At 46.2% G+C, this 21,393-nt stretch carries 15 protein-coding genes; 11 read left to right on the plus strand and 4 right to left on the minus strand.

Going from position 1 to position 21,393, the window contains the following annotated elements:
* Positions 1–61: 61 nt before the first annotated feature.
* The 4 genes from QFZ51_RS05950 to QFZ51_RS05965 all read left to right on the plus strand — a co-directional run bounded on the left by QFZ51_RS05950 (position 62) and on the right by QFZ51_RS05965 (position 5,950).
* Complete coding sequence (locus tag QFZ51_RS05950) at positions 62–892, plus strand: UDP-2,3-diacylglucosamine diphosphatase (RefSeq protein ID WP_429044131.1); 831 nt, start codon at positions 62–64, stop codon at positions 890–892.
* A gap of 177 nt (positions 893–1,069) precedes the next feature.
* Positions 1,070–1,471 carry a hypothetical protein gene (locus QFZ51_RS05955; protein WP_370911135.1) on the plus strand — a complete coding sequence of 134 codons (402 nt, stop codon included), beginning with the start codon at positions 1,070–1,072 and terminating at the stop codon, positions 1,469–1,471.
* 198 nt (positions 1,472–1,669) lie between these two features.
* Entirely contained in the window at positions 1,670–4,462 is a 2,793-nt protein-coding gene (locus tag QFZ51_RS05960; protein ID WP_429044135.1) for a TonB-dependent receptor domain-containing protein, read from the plus strand.
* A gap of 66 nt (positions 4,463–4,528) precedes the next feature.
* Positions 4,529–5,950, plus strand: coding sequence for a hypothetical protein (locus QFZ51_RS05965; protein WP_429044137.1), 1,422 nt, complete (start codon positions 4,529–4,531; stop codon positions 5,948–5,950).
* 65 nt (positions 5,951–6,015) lie between these two features.
* Here the strand turns inward: QFZ51_RS05965 and QFZ51_RS05970 are convergent, their stop codons facing one another.
* Positions 6,016–6,288 carry a YHS domain-containing protein gene (locus QFZ51_RS05970; RefSeq protein ID WP_370911132.1) on the minus strand — a complete coding sequence of 91 codons (273 nt, stop codon included), beginning with the start codon at positions 6,286–6,288 and terminating at the stop codon, positions 6,016–6,018.
* Between the two features lie 116 nt (positions 6,289–6,404).
* Positions 6,405–8,465, minus strand: coding sequence for a M13 family metallopeptidase (locus QFZ51_RS05975; RefSeq protein WP_429044140.1), 2,061 nt, complete (start codon positions 8,463–8,465; stop codon positions 6,405–6,407).
* A gap of 158 nt (positions 8,466–8,623) precedes the next feature.
* On the opposite strand from QFZ51_RS05975, the gene QFZ51_RS05980 reads away from it, so the two are divergent.
* The 3 genes from QFZ51_RS05980 to QFZ51_RS05990 are packed head-to-tail and all read left to right on the plus strand — an operon-like array spanning position 8,624 to position 10,845.
* Positions 8,624–9,130 carry a hypothetical protein gene (locus QFZ51_RS05980; protein WP_429044143.1) on the plus strand — a complete coding sequence of 169 codons (507 nt, stop codon included), beginning with the start codon at positions 8,624–8,626 and terminating at the stop codon, positions 9,128–9,130.
* A gap of 11 nt (positions 9,131–9,141) precedes the next feature.
* Positions 9,142–9,573, plus strand: a complete 432-nt coding sequence (locus tag QFZ51_RS05985; RefSeq protein WP_429044146.1) for a group III truncated hemoglobin — start codon at positions 9,142–9,144, stop codon at positions 9,571–9,573.
* 15 nt (positions 9,574–9,588) lie between these two features.
* Positions 9,589–10,845 (plus strand): replication-associated recombination protein A, encoded by a 1,257-nt coding sequence (locus QFZ51_RS05990; RefSeq protein ID WP_429044147.1) that lies wholly within the window; start codon positions 9,589–9,591, stop codon positions 10,843–10,845.
* A 245-nt stretch (positions 10,846–11,090) separates the two neighbouring features.
* Here the strand turns inward: QFZ51_RS05990 and QFZ51_RS05995 are convergent, their stop codons facing one another.
* Both QFZ51_RS05995 and QFZ51_RS06000 read right to left on the minus strand, forming a co-directional pair.
* Positions 11,091–12,218 carry a FecR family protein gene (locus tag QFZ51_RS05995; protein WP_429044149.1) on the minus strand — a complete coding sequence of 376 codons (1,128 nt, stop codon included), beginning with the start codon at positions 12,216–12,218 and terminating at the stop codon, positions 11,091–11,093.
* Between the two features lie 11 nt (positions 12,219–12,229).
* Positions 12,230–12,745, minus strand: a complete 516-nt coding sequence (locus QFZ51_RS06000) for an RNA polymerase sigma factor (RefSeq protein ID WP_429044150.1) — start codon at positions 12,743–12,745, stop codon at positions 12,230–12,232.
* A gap of 150 nt (positions 12,746–12,895) precedes the next feature.
* Here QFZ51_RS06000 and QFZ51_RS06005 point away from each other — a divergent pair, with 150 nt between their 5' ends.
* From QFZ51_RS06005 to QFZ51_RS06020, 4 genes are read left to right on the plus strand one after another with little or no spacing between them, the layout of a single operon-like run.
* Positions 12,896–16,369: a TonB-dependent receptor gene (locus QFZ51_RS06005; protein ID WP_429044152.1), complete on the plus strand. Its 3,474-nt coding sequence runs from the start codon at positions 12,896–12,898 to the stop codon at positions 16,367–16,369.
* A 5-nt stretch (positions 16,370–16,374) separates the two neighbouring features.
* Positions 16,375–18,078, plus strand: coding sequence for a RagB/SusD family nutrient uptake outer membrane protein (locus QFZ51_RS06010; protein WP_429044154.1), 1,704 nt, complete (start codon positions 16,375–16,377; stop codon positions 18,076–18,078).
* 1 nt (position 18,079) lies between these two features.
* Entirely contained in the window at positions 18,080–19,690 is a 1,611-nt protein-coding gene (locus QFZ51_RS06015; RefSeq protein WP_429044157.1) for an FAD-dependent oxidoreductase, read from the plus strand.
* A gap of 2 nt (positions 19,691–19,692) precedes the next feature.
* Complete coding sequence (locus QFZ51_RS06020) at positions 19,693–21,387, plus strand: hypothetical protein (protein ID WP_429044160.1); 1,695 nt, start codon at positions 19,693–19,695, stop codon at positions 21,385–21,387.
* Positions 21,388–21,393 lie beyond the last annotated feature (6 nt).

A 21,393-nucleotide genomic window follows, 5' to 3' on the forward strand; every position in this document is an offset into this window, starting at 1 on the left:
CTTTGCATAGAAAATTATACTCATAAACAGGCTGCCTACAACCTGTACATACAAACCTATAATGTCGGATAAACGCCCATTAGATATAGCCGTAATTTCAGATGTTCATCTGGGAATTTACGGCTGCCACGCCAAAGAGCTGATTCAGTACCTGGATAGTATCGACCCGCGGATATTGGTGCTGAATGGGGATATTATCGATATCTGGCAATTCAGCAAACGCTATTTTCCAAAGGCGCATACCAAAGTGATCCGCAAAATCCTGAAGATGATCGGCAAAGGCACCGAGGTGTATTACCTGACAGGTAACCACGACGAGGCCCTCCGTAAATACGCAGGGTTTGAGCTGGGTAACTTTACGATCGATAATAAGCTGGTGCTGGACGTAGATGGCAAAAGGCACTGGTTCTTTCATGGAGATGTGTACGATGTAACCATGAAAAACTCCAAGTGGCTGGCCAAGCTGGGCGGAAAAGGGTATGATCTGCTGATTATCCTCAACCGGCTCGTCAATCATGTGCTGGAAAGCATGGGGAGGGAAAAGATGTCTTTCTCCAAAAAAGTAAAACAGGGGGTGAAGTCGGCCGTAAAATTCATTTCCGATTTTGAACAAACCGTTGCCGAAATAGCCGCCGATAAAGAGTTTGATGTAGTGTGCTGCGGTCATATCCACCAGCCTCTGATCAAAGAAATGCAGGTGGGCGATAAAACAATCACCTATCTGAATTCGGGCGATTGGGTGGAAAGTCTTACTTCCCTTGAATATACCAACCAGCAATGGGCCCTGTACCAACACCCCGTTACCCGGAAGGGCACGGTACTCGCTGAGGACGACGATGATGGACTCACCGACTGGGATGCTACCCGTATTATTACCTTCCCCGGCTCCTGATTTTTTCTTTCTTATTATTATATTTAAATATTTTAAATATATTTATATTTAAATACTATTTTCACAAAATCATAACAAGCGCTTAATATTAAATTAAAAGTAGACTACTAAGTTTGCCAGAGAAATAATTAAGTGTGACGATAGTGGCACATTTAGATAAGCAAGAAAAACAGCTAGATGAAAGTATTGAAGTTACATCCTTTAATGACGATCTCCCTATTGCAAATGCAGATCCAGCGTTTGCTTTATTGTAATGTGGCCGTGTATGTGCGTAATTCGCTTGCCAATACATTTGATACATTAAAAGACGCAGGTTTTGAAGAAGATGTTCTGATTGAATATCCTATCGATGAAACACTGAGTTTGCGGGAGTTTGAAGAAGAAGTGGAAGAAAGGTTCAATTTTTCACTGGAGTTGTGCAACAAGGACAACAAACCCTTCATGAATAAAAGCCAGCACTTATTCCAGATTGCTTGCCCGGTAGCCGACAGAAACACAGATCGTAATTACCAGCTGGATATTTCCCTTGACATGCTGACGAATAATAACCGCCAGTCGCCCCAGCAAAATATGTGGTAATTATTTGTTCGCCCCCTTATATATCCTCTCAGCTGACCCGGCTTATCTTCTCTTTAAAATTAACTACGCGAAAAACCTTTTATCAATTAACATTCTCGTAATACCCCGTTAACACTGCGGTAATGTAGTGCCAATACTTTTGCCATCAAATATTAAAACGGCCTTAAAACCGTATTAAAATCTGATTAAAAAATTATTGTGAAACGAATCTCTTCTATACTTATCTGGACACTGTTAGCGTGTTGCTCCTTCGCCAATGCTTCCTTTGCAGCTGATCCCGCCAAAATCACCGGTAAGGTTACCGACAAGAAAACAGGTGAAGCCATTATCGGGTTAACTGTAGTAGTAGCTGGTACCGGCAAAGGCGCAGTAACAGATGTGGAAGGAAGGTACCAGATTTCAGTTGACCCCGGCACTTATACCCTGGAGTTTAAATTCATGGGGTACCAGACGAAATCAGTTTCGGAAGTAATCGTAAGTGCAGGTAAACCTACGTACCTGGACATTGTAATGGAAGAAAGAAGCTCCAAAAGCCTGAAGGAAGTGGTAATCACCGGAACGGCCAAACAGGAAACCATCAATTCCCTGCTTACGCTGCAAAAGAATACCAACACAGTAGCACAGGTAGTATCTGCAGAAGCCATCCGTAAATCGCCGGACAGAAATACCGGAGAAGTATTGAAACGAGTATCCGGCGCCTCTTTGCAGGAAGGTAAATACCTCATTGTACGCGGACTCGCCGACCGTTATAATCAGGCCACGGTTAACGGCGCCCTGTTGTCCAGTACAGAACCAGACCGGAAAACATTTTCCTTTGACCTGTTTCCATCCAATATTGTTGAAAACATCGTCATCAATAAAGCAGCTGTACCTGAATTACCGGCAGAATTTGCGGGGGGCCTTGTACAGGTAAATACAAAAGATATCCCTTCCGAAAATTTCCTGACAGTATTGGCCGGTACGGGTTTTAATACCATGTCGGCCGGAAAGGACTTTAACACTTATAAAGGCGGCAACAAAGACTGGCTTGGGGTAGACGATGATACCAGAAAGCTCCCGTCTTCCTTTCCATCTACCAAAGCCGGTTATGATCAACTGTCAACAGCAGATAAAATTGCTGTATCCAAATCATTCCCGGATATATGGTCGGTAAATACAAAAACAACACCGCTTAACTCTAATTTCCAGATTGCCGGCGGTATCAATAAAGGAAAAGAAGGTAACCGTTTTGGTGCGGTACTGTCGCTAAGCTATAACCGTAACAACCGTAATTTCGATACTTACCGTACCGACTTTGATAATGACGGATCCCGGATCTACAACTATTACGATAAAAAATCTACTCAGAATGTATTGTGGGGCGGACTTGCTAATTTATCCTACCAGTTTGGCAAGAATAGGATCAGCTTCAAAAACCTGTACAGTGTTAATTCTACCGTGGCTACCACAGTAAGAACTGGTAACGATATTCCATCCGAAACAGATGTACGCGCTTATGAATTGGGATTCAACAGCAACCGCATCTATACTTCGCAATTATCCGGTGAGCATTTCTGGGAGAAAGCAAAGGTGAAGATCAAATGGAACGGTAGCTACACCAACATGAAACAGGATGTGCCGGATCTTCGCCGGTTGGGTTATAACAGCATTGCCGGTAAGAATGATTTTTATGCCAATATATCTTCCGGTGGTTCCGCTACCCTTACTGGTTCCGGCCGTTTCTATTCCAAACTGAATGATAATATTTACGGTGGTATCCTGGACCTGAGCCGGTTTGTGAAAATCGGTGGCCGGCAACAACAGGTAAAGATGGGTTACCTGGTTCAGAGTAAGGAACGTGGTTTCACGCCACGTGCGCTTGGCTACACCCTTTTTGATGCCGGCGATCCTTATGCACATGACCTGGTGCGCTTAACTCCCGATAAATTATTTGCACCGGAGAACTTTACCGACCGCTTATTGCGGATGGATGAAATTACCAATACGCCGGATGCTTATGGCGCCAATGCGCTGCTCAACGCAGGTTACCTGCAGTTTGATAACAATATTTATGAGAAATGGCGACTGGTATGGGGGGTGAGAGTGGAGAACTTTGACCAGTCGATTAAATATAACCAGAACGGACCACAGAATAATAAAACTACGGTAACGGATATATTACCTTCCGTGAACCTGACCTACCTGCTGAACGCAAAAACAAATATCCGTTTCAGCGCATCTCAAACCGTTATCCGGCCTGAGTTCCGTGAGCAGGCGCCGTTTGCCTTCTACAACTTTGATCTCATGGCTACCGAATCCGGTAACTCTAACCTGAAGAGAAGTAAGGTGACCAATGTAGATCTGCGCTATGAGCTGTATCCCCGCTCCGGAGAAGTATTAACCATTGCTGGTTTCTACAAGCACTTTGAATCTCCTATTGAAAGATTTTACAATAGTGGTGCGGGTTCTGTTGGCTTAACCTACCTGAATGCTCCTAAGGCGAATAGCGCCGGCGCCGAAGTAGAATTTAGAAAGAATCTCGATTTTCTGAATCCTGATAATGCAGGATTCTGGCATTCTTTCACGGTGTTTTCTAATGTGGCCTATATCTATAATAAAGTTTCTTTCGAAAAAGATAAAGTGCTGAAAGCACGGCCTATGCAGGGGCAATCTCCTTATGTGATCAATGTAGGTTTACAGTTTGAAAAAGAATCTACCGGTACTGTGGCGAATGTATTATTTAACCGAATTGGCAGAAGGATTTTCATTGTAGGTAACGACACGGAGCCTGATGTATATGAAGCGCCGAGATCTTTACTGGACTTCATGGTAGCGCAGAAGGTTTTCCGTAAAGGAGAAATCAAGCTGACCGTAAGTGATATCCTGAATCAGCCGGCCAATTTTTACCAGGATAATGACGACAACGGCAAGTACGACAAAACATCAGACTTCCTGAGAATAAGTACCAAAGGCGGTACCAATGTGAATCTTTCTTTCTCTTATAAATTCTGATAAAGAGAAGCGTAATAATAGGAATAGTAGATTTTAAAAATTGCATTTAATTTCAATCCATCTGACATGAAAAAAATTCTGTTTCCTGTAATGTTTTTGGCGGTGATTATCTCATCCTGCGGCAAAGACGATGATCCTACAACTCCGCCACCGGCTCAGCCAGTAGACATGACTAAGGCTACTATTGAAAGAACCAGCGATAACAGTGAATTTAAGGAATCTCCTGAAACACTGCCAAAGCAGATCACTTCCAATACTGTTTTGAAAACAGGTAAAACTTACCTGCTGACTGATTTTACTTTTGTATTGAACGGTGCAACTATTAAAATAGAACCAGGTGTTACCATTAAAGGATCCAAGTCTCCGAATAAAGGTGCGCTGATCATTACCAGGAATGGTAAGATTGATGCACAGGGTACTGCTGCCGCTCCGATTGTATTTACATCCAGCCAGGCTACTCCTAACAGTGGCGACTGGGGTGGTATTATCCTGTTGGGTAATGCGCCTAACAATGGTGCAAAAGATGGTATTGCCGGCTTACAGGCCATTGAAGGCGGTGTAAATGAAACGGCTACTGGTTACGGTTTACATGGTGGTACCAAAGCTGATGATAACTCCGGCATACTGAAATATGTCAGAGTAGAATATCCAGGTATTGCCTTTGCCGTAAACGATGAAATCAATGGTGTTACTTTTGGTAGCGTTGGTTCAGGAACTACCATTGATTATGTACAGGTAAGCTATTCCGGCGATGATTCGTTCGAATGGTTTGGTGGTACAGTAAATTGTAAGCACCTGATCGCTTATCGCGGTACAGATGACGATTTCGATACTGATAACGGTTTCTCCGGAAAGATCCAGTTTGGCCTGGTACTGCGTGATGCTGCTATCGCTGATTTCGGTCCGAGCGGTGCTTCCAACGGTTTTGAATCTGACAACGATGCGGACGGTACTACCAAAACGCCGCAAACTGCTGCTACTTTCAGCAACATGACTATTGTAGGACCTTACGCTAACGCCGCTCCGGCTGCTACTGCTGCTCCTTACAAAAGAGGTGCGCATATCAGAAGGAACAGTAAAATTTCAATATTCAACTCTGTATTTGTTGGCTGGCCTGTTGGCTTGTTTGTGGATGGTGCGCTGACAGAAGCAAATGCTACTTCCAATGCACTGGAGTACAAGAATAACACCATTGCCGGTAGTCCACTGGTGGTAGCTGCTGGTACCGCAACATTTAATTCCCTGGCCTGGTTCAGCACTGCAGCATTTGCCAATAAAACACTGGCTGCTGTTACTGATGTGAAACTGACCAATACTGGGTATACTACTTTTGATCCAAGCCCCGCAGCTGGTTCTCCGCTGTTGGCTGGTGCGGATTTCACCAACGCGAAATTAGGTGGTGGCGCTTTTACTACCACTACCTATGTGGGTGCAGCAGCAGCAGGTGACACCTGGTTTAAAGGCTGGACCAAATTTGCAGATAAATAGTATTTATTTAAATTTCATAAACTGTAATCTTAGGCCGCCCGGGTTTTTACCCAGGCGGCTATTTTTTATTTGCCCAGTTTAGCCATATACTTCTCCGGTGCTTTTTCAAACACATTTTTGCAGGTAGCCGAGCAAAAATGCAGGGTATCTGTTTTATATACTGCCCATTCTTTATAACTGGTATCGTAGGGCATTTCACAAACGGGGTCCGGAAGTTTATTGACTGCAATAGCTGCTGGTGTTCCGGCAGCAGGAGCAGTAGTATTTTCAGCGGGCGCCTGCTTTTGTGCGCAGGCAAACAGGAATAAGGCGCTACACGTAATGAATATATATTTCATAGAATTTTTTAACGAAGGTATAGATAAAAAAGAATTACGGATTTGCGGGAGATAGTGAACTGATTACACTTCTTCCAACAAATCCGTAATACTATATAGTAATTGCAGCAGTTATTTTACCAGATCACTACCCGTTCTGCTTCCGGCAGCACCATTTTATTGCCCGGAGCGCAGCCCCATGCAGCCTGGAATTCAGCCAGGTGAGGCAGTGGTCCGTTGATGCGGAATTTTGCCGGTGAGTGCGGATCTGTCTGGATCTGGTTGCGCAGGGCAGCATCTGTGATATTGCCATGCCATACCTGAGCCCAGCCCAGGAAGAAACGTTGCTGCCAGGTAAATCCATCAATAGGTTTGGGTTCACCTTTACCTTCAAACGATTTTACGAGGGCATGATAAGCAAGCGTTAAACCACCCAGGTCGGCTACGTTTTCACCGATGGTTAAGGCGCCATTGATTTTGAAACCAGGCAGTGCTTCGAGGCTGCCGAAGTAGTCGATATAGCGCTTGGTCAGTTTATCGAAGTTCTTGCGGTCGGCTTCTGTCCACCAGTTTTTCAGGTTACCTTCTGCATCGAACTGTGAACCCTGGTCGTCAAAGCCGTGGGTAAATTCGTGGCCGATAACGGCGATGATACCGCCATAGTTGATGGCATCATCTGCATTAGGATTGTAGAAAGGAGGCTGGAGGATACCTGCAGGGAATACTACTTCGTTGTTTAACGGGTTGTAATATGCGTTTACAGTTTGAGGCGTCATACCCCATTCGCTTTTATCTACCGGTTTGCCTATTTTATCAACATTTTCTTTGTGTACATATAAGCTTGCGGCGATTACATTTTCCACCAGTTTACCTTTTTCTATATTGATGGAAGAGTAATCTTTCCATTTGTCGGGGTAACCGATTTTATAGGTAAAGGAAGCGAGTTTTTTGTGTGCCATTTGTTTGGTAGAATCGCCCATCCAGGTGAGTTTATCGATTCTTTCTCCATATACTTTACGCACATTTTCGATCATTTCAGATACTTTCTGTTTGCTGCTTTCCGGGAAGTACTTTTTGGCAAACAGTTTACCCAGCGGCATGCCCATTTTTCCGTCGGTGGAGCGGATAGCGCGTTCTGCGCGGGTTTTCTGCGACTTTTTACCTGTCATTACCGTACCGTAGAAATGGAAATTTTCATTATCGAAAGTAGCAGGTAAATAACCGGCAAACTGGCCGAGCAGCTGCCATTTGGAATATGTTTTCAGTGTTTCGAGTGGCGTAGCTTTCAGCAAAGCGTTGGCTTTGGTGAGATAGGTCTTGTTCTGGAGCACGAGGGTATCGGTTTTGATATCCTGTTTAGCGGCGAAGTTTTCCCAGTCGAAGTCGGGCGCCAGTGTTTTCAGTTCTGAGAAGGCGGCCCTGTTGTACGTTTTAACCGGATCGCGCAGTTCTACATTGCTCAGCTGGATAGCGGCGAGTTTGGTTTCAAAATCCAGGATGGTTTGTCCGGCGCTTGCTTCAGGGAAACCTGCCAGTTTAAACATTTTATCAACGTGACTAACAAATTCGCTGCGCACATTTTTGGTAGCGGAATCCTGTCTTTCGTAGTAGCTTTTTTCACCGAGGCTCAGGCCATCCTGTGCCTGGTAAAGCACATTCATTTTACTGTTTTTGGCATCTGGGTCTGCACCAAAACCGGTAAAGGAAGATACCCCGATTTTCTGGAGTTCACCGGTTACGCTGGCCCAGTCGGCGAGTGTTTTAATGGCGGCAATCTTATCGAGGTAGGGTTGCAGCGGGGTGATGCCGCGTTGTTCGATAGTAGCGGTATCCAGGAAAGATGAGTAATAGTCGGCGATCTGTTGTTCTTCTGTGCCTTTTTTCAGGTCTGTTTTGCTGGTAATTTCAGCAATGATTCCTTTGAGGCGAACTTCCTTGTTTTCTTTATCGAGAACGTTAAACGCTCCCCAGCGGCTTTCTGTAGAAGGGATGGGGTTGTTTTTTTTCCAGTTACCATTCACGTAGTTGTCAAAATCATCACAGGCTTTGTAGGAAGAATCGATATCAGCCAGGTTAAAAGCGGGCACCTTGGTGGTGTCGGCCGTTTCCGCCTGCTGCGAGGAACTGTTGGAATTGCAGGCTGCAAATGTAACCATGGCAGCCAGCAACGGTAGTTTTACCGCATTGGTTTTGTTCATATTTAAAACAGGTTTAGTATCCTAAGTTATGGAAAACGGGTCAGGTTGCATGAAAGGTTTTTTATGAACGGCAATCGCCGCCATGATGGCTGTTGCCGATCAAATCCCGGAATCTCTAAATAATTAGGTAGGTTTGTGTTACGTAAATTAACATATAAATGGATTTCAGGTTTAAATTGTACAGGGTTACCACGGCTATAGTATTGATGATATCCGGTATTTTCACATTCATGCTCTTGTCCAGCATACTTTTTCTGGGTACCAACTTCGGGTCAATTGTATTCCTGCTTTCTATGGGGGCCTGTTTTATTCATAGCGTTTTATCATTATATCTTCAGCGGAGCCTGTTATTACCGGAAATTCCGCTGAAAGAGAGTACGCCGGGTGGCATGAGATTTATGGGTACAATAGGGCTGATATTTGCTGTTCTGCTCATTTTGTCGGGGTTAACCATATTGCTGGTTACGCCGGAGCAGATGAAAGCGGAGATCGACAATCTGCCGCCGGATCAGCAGGCGGCGGTTAAACAAACCCTGATAGCGCCGATAGGCGTTTTTCTGCTGGTGGTGGGAAGTTTGATCGCATTGAATATAGGGTTGTCGTTCCGGTATCTCCGCCAGTGGCTGCAATTGCAGGGCGGGAGGAGCGAAGAACATGAAGAATAAAAAACGGAGTTATGGAAAAGCGGGAGATAGCCAACAGGGATGATATCATATTACTGGTAAACAGTTTTTACGATAAAGTAAAAGCGGATGATCTGATCGGCTTTATTTTTAATGATGTAGCAAAGGTAGACTGGCCGCATCACCTGCCCATTATGTATAATTTTTGGGAAGGGATTCTGCTGGACGGCGGTAATTACAAGGGAAATGTGATGGATCCTCATTTTAAGCTGAATAAACTGATCCCATTGGAGCCTGCCTATTTTGACCGCTGGCTGCAACTGTTTGAAGCCACCGTCGCCGAAAATTTTACGGGAGAGAAAGCCGCACTGGCAGTTACCCGCGCCCGGTCTGTAAAAGGGATCATGTCGTTTAAAATGAACCAGATCAATCATCCTGGTACCGGCAATCAAATTCCGCTCGTTAACCCGGGCAATAAACAATAAACCAATAAGTGTAGTATGCAACCATTAGCGGAGCGGTTAAGACCGGTAACGTTGGATGAACTGGTGGGGCAGGAGCATCTTACCGGCAAGGACAGTATTTTAAGAAAAGCGATAGAGCAGGGAATGATTCCTTCCATGATTTTGTGGGGTCCTCCCGGTGTTGGAAAAACAACTATTGCCAATATCATCGCACATACATTACAGGTGCCTTTTTACACACTCAGTGCTATATCGGCCGGGGTGAAGGAAGTGAGGGAAGTGATAGAAATGGCCAGGCGGCAACAGCATGCGGTGTTATTCATTGATGAGATCCACCGGTTTAATAAATCACAGCAGGATGCCCTGCTGGGCGCTGTAGAGAAAGGGATCATTACGCTTATCGGCGCCACTACCGAGAACCCTTCTTTTGAGGTAAATGCGGCGGTATTATCCCGCAGCCAGGTGTATGTATTGAAACCTCTCGGCAACGATCAGCTGATGCAGTTGCTGCAACAGGCCATGGAACGGGATGAGTGGCTGCGCAGTAAAAATATCGAGATAAAGGAAACCGGCGCCCTGTTTAATATTTCCGGCGGAGACGCACGTAAACTGCTCAATCTTTTTGAGCTGGTGGTGACTACTTTACGGGAAGATCCGCTTGTGATTACCGATAAAAAAGTAATGGACATCGCCCAGCAACGGGTAGCTATCTACGATAAAAAAGGAGAACAGCACTACGACATTATTTCCGCGTTTATCAAGTCCATCCGGGGCAGCGATCCCAATGCGGCATTGTACTATCTCGCCCGGATGATCGACGGCGGAGAAGATGTGAAATTCATTGCCCGCAGGCTGGTGATCCTGGCGTCGGAAGATATCGGCAACGCCAATCCCAATGCACAGTTGCTGGCCACCAGCTGCTTCCAGGCCGTAAACCTGATCGGCTTTCCTGAATCAAGGATTATCCTGTCGCAATGCGTTACCTATCTCGCTGCTTCTGCCAAAAGCAATGCAGCGGTTGCTGCTATCAGCGCGGCGCAGTCGGTAGTCGCTAAAACCGGCGACCTGCCCGTGCCTTTGCATATCAGGAACGCCCCTACGAAATTGATGAAAGAGATGGACTATGGCAAAGGGTATGCATACGCACATAGTTATGAAAACAATTTTGTGATACAGGAATTTCTGCCGGATGCTATCAAGGGAACGAAATTTTATGATCCGGGAAATAACCCGCGTGAAAATGAATTGAGGAATTACCTGAAGAGTTTGTGGAAGGAAAAATATAATTATTAAAGATAAAGTATTAAAGACAAAGCGGCCTGTTCAGTTTGCTGAACAGGCCGCTTTGTCTTTATGCAGGCGTTACTTCCCGGATACTTCCCGGATACTTCTTCAATACTTCTCGGATACTTCTCAGATACTTAGGAGTAGCGTATGTGTCGTACTCCCCATACAGTCCCTATACACTTCCGATACACTCCCCATACACTCGTGATACACTCATGATACACTCCTCATACACTCCCTATACACTTCCCCTATTTGAAATGCAAAACACCTTCCTGGAAATAGTAACTCACTTCAGCAGTTGAAATGAGGTTGTCGAGGAAGTCCTGGAGTTTCTTTTGTTTGTTAATAACCCCTGTAAAGCACTTCTTCCCTACTGCGGGGTTATCTATCACTACCTGTACATCGTACCAGCGCTGAAGGGTCAGTGCAATTTCCTGTACGGGCGTATTGTAAAATATATATTGTCCTTTCATCCACGACAGCACCTGCCGCTCATCAAAAGCAGCTACTTGTACAGGCGCACCGGCAGTAACCCGTGCCTGGTAACCGGGCTTCAATCCTACGGTTTGCGTGGACGTGCGCATGTTTACACTTCCTTCCACCAGTGCAACTTTTACTGCTGCGGGGTCATAGGAGTTGATATTGAAAGCGGTGCCCAGTACTTCAATGGCTGCGCCGCCGGGCAAATGCACGATAAAAGGCCGCGAAGCGTCTTTGGCCACCTGCAGGTAAGCTTCTCCCCTGATCTCTATTTCACGGGTGTTGCCGGTGAAATTTACCGGGAAATGCGCGGTGGTAGCTGCATTCAGCCAAAGTATGGAGCTGTCGGATAACTTTACCTGGTAATCCATTCCGGTTGGAACGCTGATCGTACTCCATTGATTGCTGGCGCCTCCCTGCAGGGTTAATACCTTCCCGTTGTTATGAAAGCGGGCATCTCCGGCTACAATAGCCTGGCTGCCGCTACCAGTAAGATCAATTTCCTTGCCGTCGTCAATTTTCAGCAGAATGGCTTTGGCCGGCGCCGTAGCGGCGATGGATTTTTGGTGAGTAGCCCCGGGCAATTTCAGGTACAGCAAAACGGCTGTTGCAGCGGCAGCAATGCCGGCTGCCATGCCGATATACCGGGTGATTTTTTTTCTCCGTGCTTTTTTCAACTCATTGTGCAGGTTGGCCCATTCCTCGCGCGTATCCAGTTTCTCCATCATTACCTTGCCTTTGCCAACAGAGAAGAGCTGCTGCATTTCCTCCCACATCACCTGTACATCTTCCTGTTCCGAAATCAGGCGCTGTAGCAACAGCTCATCTTCCGGATCAATATGATTGTCCAGTTTATCTATCATCAGGCTTTTTATTTCTTCTGCAGTATGGTCCATATATTTTGAGCTCAAAGCATTTTCTTTCGTAAAAATTGCAGGGCACGGGATAGTACTGTTTTAACAGTATTAATGCTCACCCCTAATTCTGCCGCTACATCATTACGGCTTTTCTTTTCTATGTAATACAACTGGAAGATCCGCGCGGTTTTTGGCGGCAATTCCCCCATTACCTGTAATAAATGATCGGCCCTCTGCTGATATTGCACGGCCTGATCTTCGTCTCCGTGTACTTTTATTACAGCGGTATCTGACTGTACCGCATATTGATATCCTAATTCTTTCTGCTCGCGCGACTTCTCTGATTTTTTTAAATTAAGACACCTGTTGCGGACGCTTTGGGTCAGGTATGCTTTTATGGATAGAATATCTTCCAGGTTTTGTTTATGCCACAGATCAATAAATATTTCCTGTACCACATCTTTAGCCTGCTGCTCATCCCTCAGCAGGTAAAATGCCTCCATTACCATTCTTCTGTAATGAACAGAGAATATTTCACCGAATGCTTTCTGGTTTTGTTCTGACATCTTATAGCAGCAATCTAACGAGGAACAGGTTGGAATTTCTCTTACAAACCTAAACAAAAAAAATATTCAAAACAGTATAAAAAATTTGTCACCCGTTACAGACAAAAGTTGTCTATAGAACAAATTTCACGTACTTGAAAAACTGAACGTATGCCACATTATGTACGAGGTGCTTTTATTTTTCTATTGTCATGTTTTTACTTTATCCCGGCCAGTGGCCAATTACCGTCAGACAAAATTTCATTGAATGTCAGGAATGTATCGTTAAAAGAAATTTTTAATCAGATTACCGTTAAAACTGGCTACGACTTATTTTACAGCAATCAGCAGATCAACGACCAGCAAAAGGTGTCGCTGAACCTGAAGGAGGCGGCTCTCCAGGAAGTACTGAAAGCCGTATTGGGAAACGGTTTTACCTGGCAGTACCGCGACAAGGTCATTTACATTAAAAAAAAGGAAGGTCTGCCCCCGGATTCCACGCGCAATGCGCCTGCATTAACGGATACTGTTATGCGTATTTCGGGGAAGATCACAGACCAGAAAGGCGTACTGCTGCCCGGCGCCTCCGTGAAACTGAAAGGCACCGACAAGGGTGGCGTTACCAATGAAAAAGGGGAATTTGACATCCCCGATGTTACGCACGGCGCGGGGATACTGGTGGTATCTTATATCGGGTTTCAAAGCCGGGAAGTAGCCGTGAAAAACCGCTCGCAGATCAATGTAAGCCTGATGGGCGAAGGATCTACCCTGAACGACGTGCTGGTAATAGGTTATGGTACGGTGAAGAAGAAAGATGTGACCGCATCTGTATCCTCTATCTCAAAGGAAGCCATGTCGGAGAGAACATTGTTTTCCCTGGCAGATGCCATGAAAGGCAAAGCAGCGGGTGTGCAGATCACCCAGAACGATGGCACGCCTGGTTCTGAAAGCACCATCCGCATCCGCGGGGCCAGCTCCATCAGTGGCGGAAGCACGCCCTTGTATGTAATAGATGGGGTGATGCAGGAAAATGCCAATGATATTAACCCGGGAGATATTGAATCCATTGAGATTTTGAAAGATGCTTCCGGCACTGCTATTTACGGGGCCCGGGGCGCCAACGGCGTTATCATGATCACCACCAAAACCGGCAAGGCAGGAAAAACAGTGGTGGAACTGTACGCCAATACCGGTTTTCAGACACCCGGCCACCTGGTAGGCGTAATGGACGCTTCGGAGTACGCGCATGCCCGCTTCCTGGCTTCGGCCTATACCTATACGCCCGCAGATGCCACAGATCCCAATAAGCCGGCCACAGAACTCACCGGCTACACCTATTACCGGGATGCCCCACTGGGCAGTCCCGCCGGTTTCTGGGGAGTAGCCACCGATGAAACATATCACGACTGGTACAACTATAATAACCCCGATTCAACAAATACCGACTGGCAAAAGGCCATGTTTCAGAACAGCGCCATACAGGAATACCGTATTATCGCTTCCGGAGGCTCAAAAGACACGAAGTTTTCTTTTATGGGCGGTTACCTCAACCAGGGAGGACTGATCGTTTACAGCGGCTATGAGCGCTTTAACGGGCGGTTTAATTTTCAACAGAAACTATCACCTGCGGTAACCCTGACCAGCAATATTTCCGGCAGCCGGACTACTATCAACGGTTTTATCTCCGGTTCACAGAACGGCGGCATCACCTCCAATAGTGTTATCACCAGTATGTTCAGCCAGCAGCCGATAAAGCCGCTCACCTTTTCCGATATTGAAGATAATGAAGGGGTGGAAGGTTACATCAGCACCAATCCCTATTCGCTGGCAAAGAATGTTACCAATAAAAGATCCAATGCCGAATGGGTAACGCGCCTGGCGCTGGACTGGAACATTAACAGGCATTTCACCTTTCGCACAACCGCCAATTATTCTGCTGTAAATACCAATACAGATGCCTATTATCCCAAGAATACATCTTCCGGCGCCAAGTACGGCGGGCGCGCAGTGCTGGCGAGAGGCGCCACTGATAAACTGATGAATGAAAACCTGCTGTACTATAAAGGCAATATAGGCAGGGATCACAGTATTAACATCATGGGCGGCGCCATCTTTGAACAGAACAAAGCGAGCCTTGTTACCGCCGAAAACCAGCATTACGATATAGAGTTGCTGGGACCATACGGCCTGGGAAACGGTACCGTGCCGGTAATACCCACCTATAACATTACCAAATGGACGATGGCCTCTTTCCTGGGAAGGGCGGAGTACAGTTACCGCCAAAAATATATGGCTACACTTACCATGAGGGCCGACGGGTCTTCCCGCTTCAGTAAAGATAACAAGTGGGGCTACTTTCCTTCTGCCGCAGTAGCCTGGAGAGCCAGCGATGAAAAGTTCCTGAAATATGTACACGCAATCAGTAACCTGAAGTTCCGCGCAAGCCTGGGGCAAAGCGGCAATACGGCGATCCCGTCTTACCTGACACTATCTACGATTACTACTTACTTTTCCCCGATGGATGGCAACACTCCCGATTTTGGGGTGGTGGTGGAAAGACCTGAAAACGCTTCCCTCAAATGGGAAACCACCACACAGGTGGATGCCGGCATGGACCTCGGATTATGGAATGATAAAGTAAATATTACGGCCGACTGGTACCTGAAGCGGACTAAAGACCTGCTGATACAACAAATCACGCCTGGTTACAGCGGCTACAGGAGTTCATGGAATAACCTCGGTTCCATCCAGAACAGCGGGTTCGAATTTAATATCAGCTCCCCGCTGATTACCCGGGCGCAATTTGGCTGGAACCTGGATGCTAACATTGGCGTTAACCGCTCAAAGGCGGTGGAAATAGGACCGGATCTGGGTCTCGATCCTGCCGTGGTAGCAGGAATTGGTACCACCGCTATTATCAGGAACGGTCAGCCGATAGGGCAATGGTTCGGATACCAAACCAATGGCATTTTCCAGTCGCAGGCGGAAATAGATGCATCGGGGCTTACCGTTATCAACGGACAGGCCATCAGTAAAATACGGCCTGGAACCAGGAAGTTTATTGACCAGAACGGCGACGGTATCATCAATGCAGCCGACCGTGTGGTGCTGGGGCAGGGACAACCATCCTTTACCGGCGGCCTCACTAATTCACTCCGGTATAAAGCATTTAATCTGAATGTGGTGGTGCAGTACAGTTATGGCAATAAACTGTACAATGCCAACAGGGTGGCAATGGAAGCCGGAAGGAGCACAAATAATATGTCGAAAGGATCCGTTAACGCCTGGCGTCCGTCTTTATACGATATGACATCAGGGGAACTGGTTGAAAAAGGGAATCCGAATAACAGCTACCGCATGCCCGGTAGTCCGGAAGAATTGCTGATGTTATCCGACTGGATAGAAGATGGCAGTTTTATCCGCCTGAGCGATGTAACCTTGTCCTATCATTTTACTGCGCGGAATGTAGGGAATATCACGCTTTTTGTAAGCGGTAAAAATCTCTGGATCAGCACAAAATACTCCGGGTATGATCCGGAGGTAAACACCCGCCAGGGAGGTTTCGGAGACCTGATGCCATCATTGGACTACGCCTCTTATCCACGCTCCAGGGTATACTCATTCGGTTTAAAAGCTCAATTCTAAATGTTATGAAATCAGCTATTATACTTGCATGTACGATCGTACTTTTTTCTTCCTGTAAAAAATTTCTGGAAGAAAAACCGCAAACTCAATATACCACCGACAATTTTTTTGTTGATAAGTCCACACTGGAAGCAGGAATTGTAGGAATGTATTCTTCTGCAAAAGACCTGTTCGGCGTATACACCAATACCCCGTTGTTCATGACAGAAATAGGTACAGATGAAGCCATGTTCAAAGGGACTTCCGGCGTACGTTTTAATTTCGACCGTTATACTTTTTCTGTAAGCGAAGGATCGATCTATGAATACTGGATCAGGCACTATGAAATTGCGGCAAGGGCTAACATTGTTATTGATGCTGCCGCTAAAGTTGCCACCATCTCTGATGCCGACAGGAAAGTGATTACAGGAGAAGCCCGTTTTATCCGCGCCTTTGTGTACTTCCGGCTGGTACAGGCTTTTGGGGATATTCCCATCATAGAGAAGCCAATCAGTGGAAAATTTGATTACGGTCTTCCGAGACGCCCCCTCAAAGAAGTGTACGACTTCATTCTCAGCGATCTCACCTTTGCGTCGCAGGATGGTGTGCTGACAACCCAAAAAACAAACGACGGACATGCCAATCAATGGGCCGCCAAAACGTTGCTGGGCAAAGTATATCTCACCATGGCCTCTGCAAAGGAAACCGCACTCACCAAACAAACGGGCAAAGTAGATGGCTACAAGGATATAGCAATGGATGTAAAAGCGTTGTATACAAAAGCCTGGGAAGCGCTGAAGGACGTGAAAGATAACAGTGGTGCGGATCTGCTGCCGGTGTACGGAGATGTGTTCAAAATTGAGAATAAAAATGTGAACAGGGAATCGTTGTTTGAATTGCAGTTTAGCCCGGTCGTTCCTTATGGCACACAGTGGACCAAGGAATATGGTATGGCTTACACAGGCGGCCTGGTGAATGGTAACCCGCTCTACTATACCAATTCTATGGCCGGCGTGAATAACCTCGTGTATGTGCCGAAGTTTTACACCTACTACAAGAAAACGCCGAAAGACGTGGATTATGATAAAAGAAGGGTATGGAACCTTTCCGATTCCATGATCAATGTGGCGAATAATGCACCGTCTAAATTGACGTATATCTGGACTTCGCCCTACTCGCCGGATGCTTACAACCAAACTATCCTGGGACGCTGCGGCGTTACCAAATACCGTTGGGGGGCTTCCTGGCAAACCACTTCGCAATACCTGTATTCCAATTGCCCTAACAATGTGATTGTGCTGCGCTTTGCAGATGTGTTGCTGATGTTTGCGGAAGCGGATTATAAAATGAACGGAATCATTTCAGCAGAAGGGCTGGCTGCGATCAATAAAGTGAGGCAACGCGCCCGCGGACTGGATGCCAGCGGTGTTCCTGTTACCGCCGCACAAACGCCGGGCTTTAATGATTATACCGCTGCAGATATTACTACCGATGAAATACTGATGGAACGAGCCCGGGAGCTTTGCTTTGAATTTCAACGCTGGTTCGATCTCGCGCGTACAGGCAGGTTTGAGGCATTCCTGAAAAAGAACCGGGATGCCGGCAATACAAAAATTGTAAATACAGCCACCAGTTTTGATCCGGCAAAGCATTACCTGTTTCCTATTCCACAATCTGAAATAGACTTGTCTACCAACAAAGAAAACTTTAAACAAAACCCGAATTACTAAAATGAAAGTAAGAAGCGTATTAATCAAATGGATCATTGGAATGATCTTACCATTTTCTGTTAGCGCGAATAGTATGGCGCCGGCTGAATATGATGTGGTAGTATACGGCGGCACCGCGTCGGGCGTAATGGCGGCGGTTACAGCGGCGCGTGAAGGGCTTAAAGTAGCCATACTGGAACCAAAGAAGCATCTCGGCGGCATGGTCACCAGCGGCCTTTCTGCGACTGATCTCGGGCGTAAAGACGTGATCGGCGGATATGCGAAGGAAGTATACCAGCGCTGCGGTAAGTATTACGGTCTCACTGATACGGTTGCCTGGTTTCCTGAACCGCATGTAGCCGAAAAAATATTAAACGATATGGTGAAAGAAGCCAACGTGACCGTATTTTTTAATCACCGCCTGAAAGAAAAGAACGGCGTTAAAAAGAAAGAGGGAAAAATAACCGCGATTACCATGGAGAACGGCGCTTCTTTTTCTGCCAAAGTATTTATTGATGCCACCTATGAAGGCGACCTGATGGCGTTTTCAGGCGTATCGTATATCGTGGGCCGGGAAGCACAGAGTTTGTACGATGAGTATTCTGCCGGTATCAGGGAAGGCTCCGGGACCAGGAGCGCTTTTGAAAACGGGAAATTATTGCCTGGCATCCAGCCAACACCTCCGGGGCCAATAGGCGCTGGCGATAAGAAAACCCAGTCTTATAACTTCAGACTTTCCCTTACCAACAATAAAGCGAACCAGGTACCTTATCCTAAACCGGCCAAATATGATCCTGCCAGGTACATTGAACTTTATTATTCTACTATGGATGCCATTGAAAAACTCGGCGCCGCGGAAGCCGCTGCAAAGCTGTTCCCTGGCATGGGAAAAATACCCAACGGTAAAGTAGATCTTAACATGGCGGATTATGTTGGTGGCAACTGGGATTATCCTGATGGTTCGTATAAGCGCAGGGCAGCAATATGGCAGGACCATATTGATTATGTAGCCGGGTATGTTTATTTCCTGGCAAATGATCCACGTTTGCCTGCCGAATTCAGGAATGTGTTTAATCAATGGGGATTATCGAAAGATGAATTTGCAGATAATAATAACTGGCCTTATGAGTTATATGTGCGTGAGGCCCGTCGCATGACTGGTGATTGGGTGATGACACAGAAAGATGTGATTTCAGAAATGCAGAAACCCGATCCAGTTGGCCTGGGCTCCTATGGCCTGGATGTGCATCGTGTGCAAGGGTACGCCGACAGTAAAGGCCGTCTCAAATATGAGGGCGGGTTACAACGTACCGAACCTGAACGGATGAAGCATATTCCTTACCAGATACCTTACCGCGTGCTGTTGCCAAAGAAAAAAGAAGCCAGCAATTTACTGGTAACCGTGTGTATATCGGTAAGTCATGTGGTATATGCCACCATCCGGATGGAGCCGCAGTATATGATCATGGGGCAGGCAGCAGGCGCAGCGGCGGCATTGGCTGTTAAGGAAAATAAAGCCGTGCAGGATGTGGATACGAAAGTATTGGGTAATAAATTAATAGCACAGGGAGCTAAGCTGGAGTCAAAAATAAAGCAACTCAGCGACTTGCCTGCACCAGCGTCAATAGACTAAAAATGCGAGTATTTATCTTTTTATTGCTGTTCTGGCTGCCGGCCCATGCTGGCTGGTGGCCAGGGCAAAAAGTGCCACGGTCAATTGTAATTGCTGCCATAAAACACCCTTCGGATATCCGTGAAATGAACCTGGCGCAATCTGTTGCCGGGCTGGCTGCACAGGCGCTGAATGAAGGCACCGGCGATGAAGGTGTGTGGATTGAAACATCCAATCCCGACTACAACATTTATTTTCATTCACTGGTAGCAAGATTAAAGGCTAAAGTGCCGGGTACGTTTACTCCCTGGCAACTGGTAGAAAGATACAAGGCCAGGGGAATTATCAAAGGTTACATCCTGTATGATTTCAACAGGAATGATAACTCCGTTAACCTTGCTACCATTTACGCCGCTCTTAAAAAAGGAGTGCTGATAGATATTACACAGGAAGCCATGGCCAGCAGTAAGGGGCTGAAAAAATTATATGATGCCACCAAAGCTGATATTAAGGAAGCCACTCTTCATGCCTTACTGCCGGAGCTGAATCCTCATGCGCTGGTGATTGCCAACCCGGCTTATTCCAATAACAGGGATTACGCGATTGCGCAGAAAACTATGGTTTATTATGGCGTGGATACTATTTTCCAATCCATTATCAGGTGGGTAAAGCCACTTTCTCCGGTAATAGGATGGAATAAGGGAGAAGAATTTAAACATGTAGAACCTTGCACCAGATGGGGTTTGATCAATACTGCTTCAGATTGGTGCATGAACCTGGCATTGTTATCGATACCGCCGGTAAATAAATTGCCGCAGATCCGGTCTCTTGATCCCCGGAAAATTAACTGGGAGGAGCAGCTAAACTATCATGCCTTTGTAATGAGCGACGGTGACAACATGCAGTGGACATTCGGCAATTTTATACACAATAAAGACTATTGGAGTAACCCCTATAATGAAGATATCCCGATGTCGTTTACCACTTGCGTGCTTAACCTTGCCCAGGCGGGCAGCGATGTATATACCTGCCTGGCGAAGTCCCAGCCCAAACACAACTCCATAGTGGAGTATGGCGCCGGCTATTATTACCCGGATCTCTTTGCCAGGTCAAGACCGGAACCAGCTAAGCTGCTCCGGGAATATGCCGGTATGATCAACACACAGATGAAAAGAACCGGCGCAAAAGTTTTCGGATTTATCTGTAAAGATGTTTCAGGTGAGCAGGCGTTGGAAACCTACAGGATCTATGCGGAAGAGATAGAAGACCTCACCGGTATGATAGCCGTGCAGTATTCGCCTTATAATGGCGGTTATGGAAAAGTTTTCTGGGTGAAAAATAAAAAAGGAACAGAGATACCGGTAGTTACCTGTAAATACCAGCTATGGGCCAACCTGAGCAAGCAAGGCTCCGGTGATCCGGTGCAGCTGGCAGGCTGGATAAACAACGACAACGCATCATCTTCTTCAGGAAGCAAACAACTGAACTGGACCATTGTACATGCATGGTCGCATTTCAGCGACAGTGCCACACATCATTCCATTGTTACTAAAGATAAAAGCATTACTACCGCCCAACGCGGCGTAACACCGGTTAAATGGACAAAGGATCTCCTTGATAAAGGAACAAAGGTTGTTTCCATTGAAGAACTTTTATGGCGGATCAGGATGCAGCACAATCCTGCAGAAACCCGTAAAGTGGCCGGTATTCACCAATAATCAACT

The sequence above is a fragment of the Chitinophaga sp. W3I9 genome, from assembly GCF_050434025.1.
Classification (GTDB): Bacteria; Bacteroidota; Bacteroidia; order Chitinophagales; family Chitinophagaceae; genus Chitinophaga.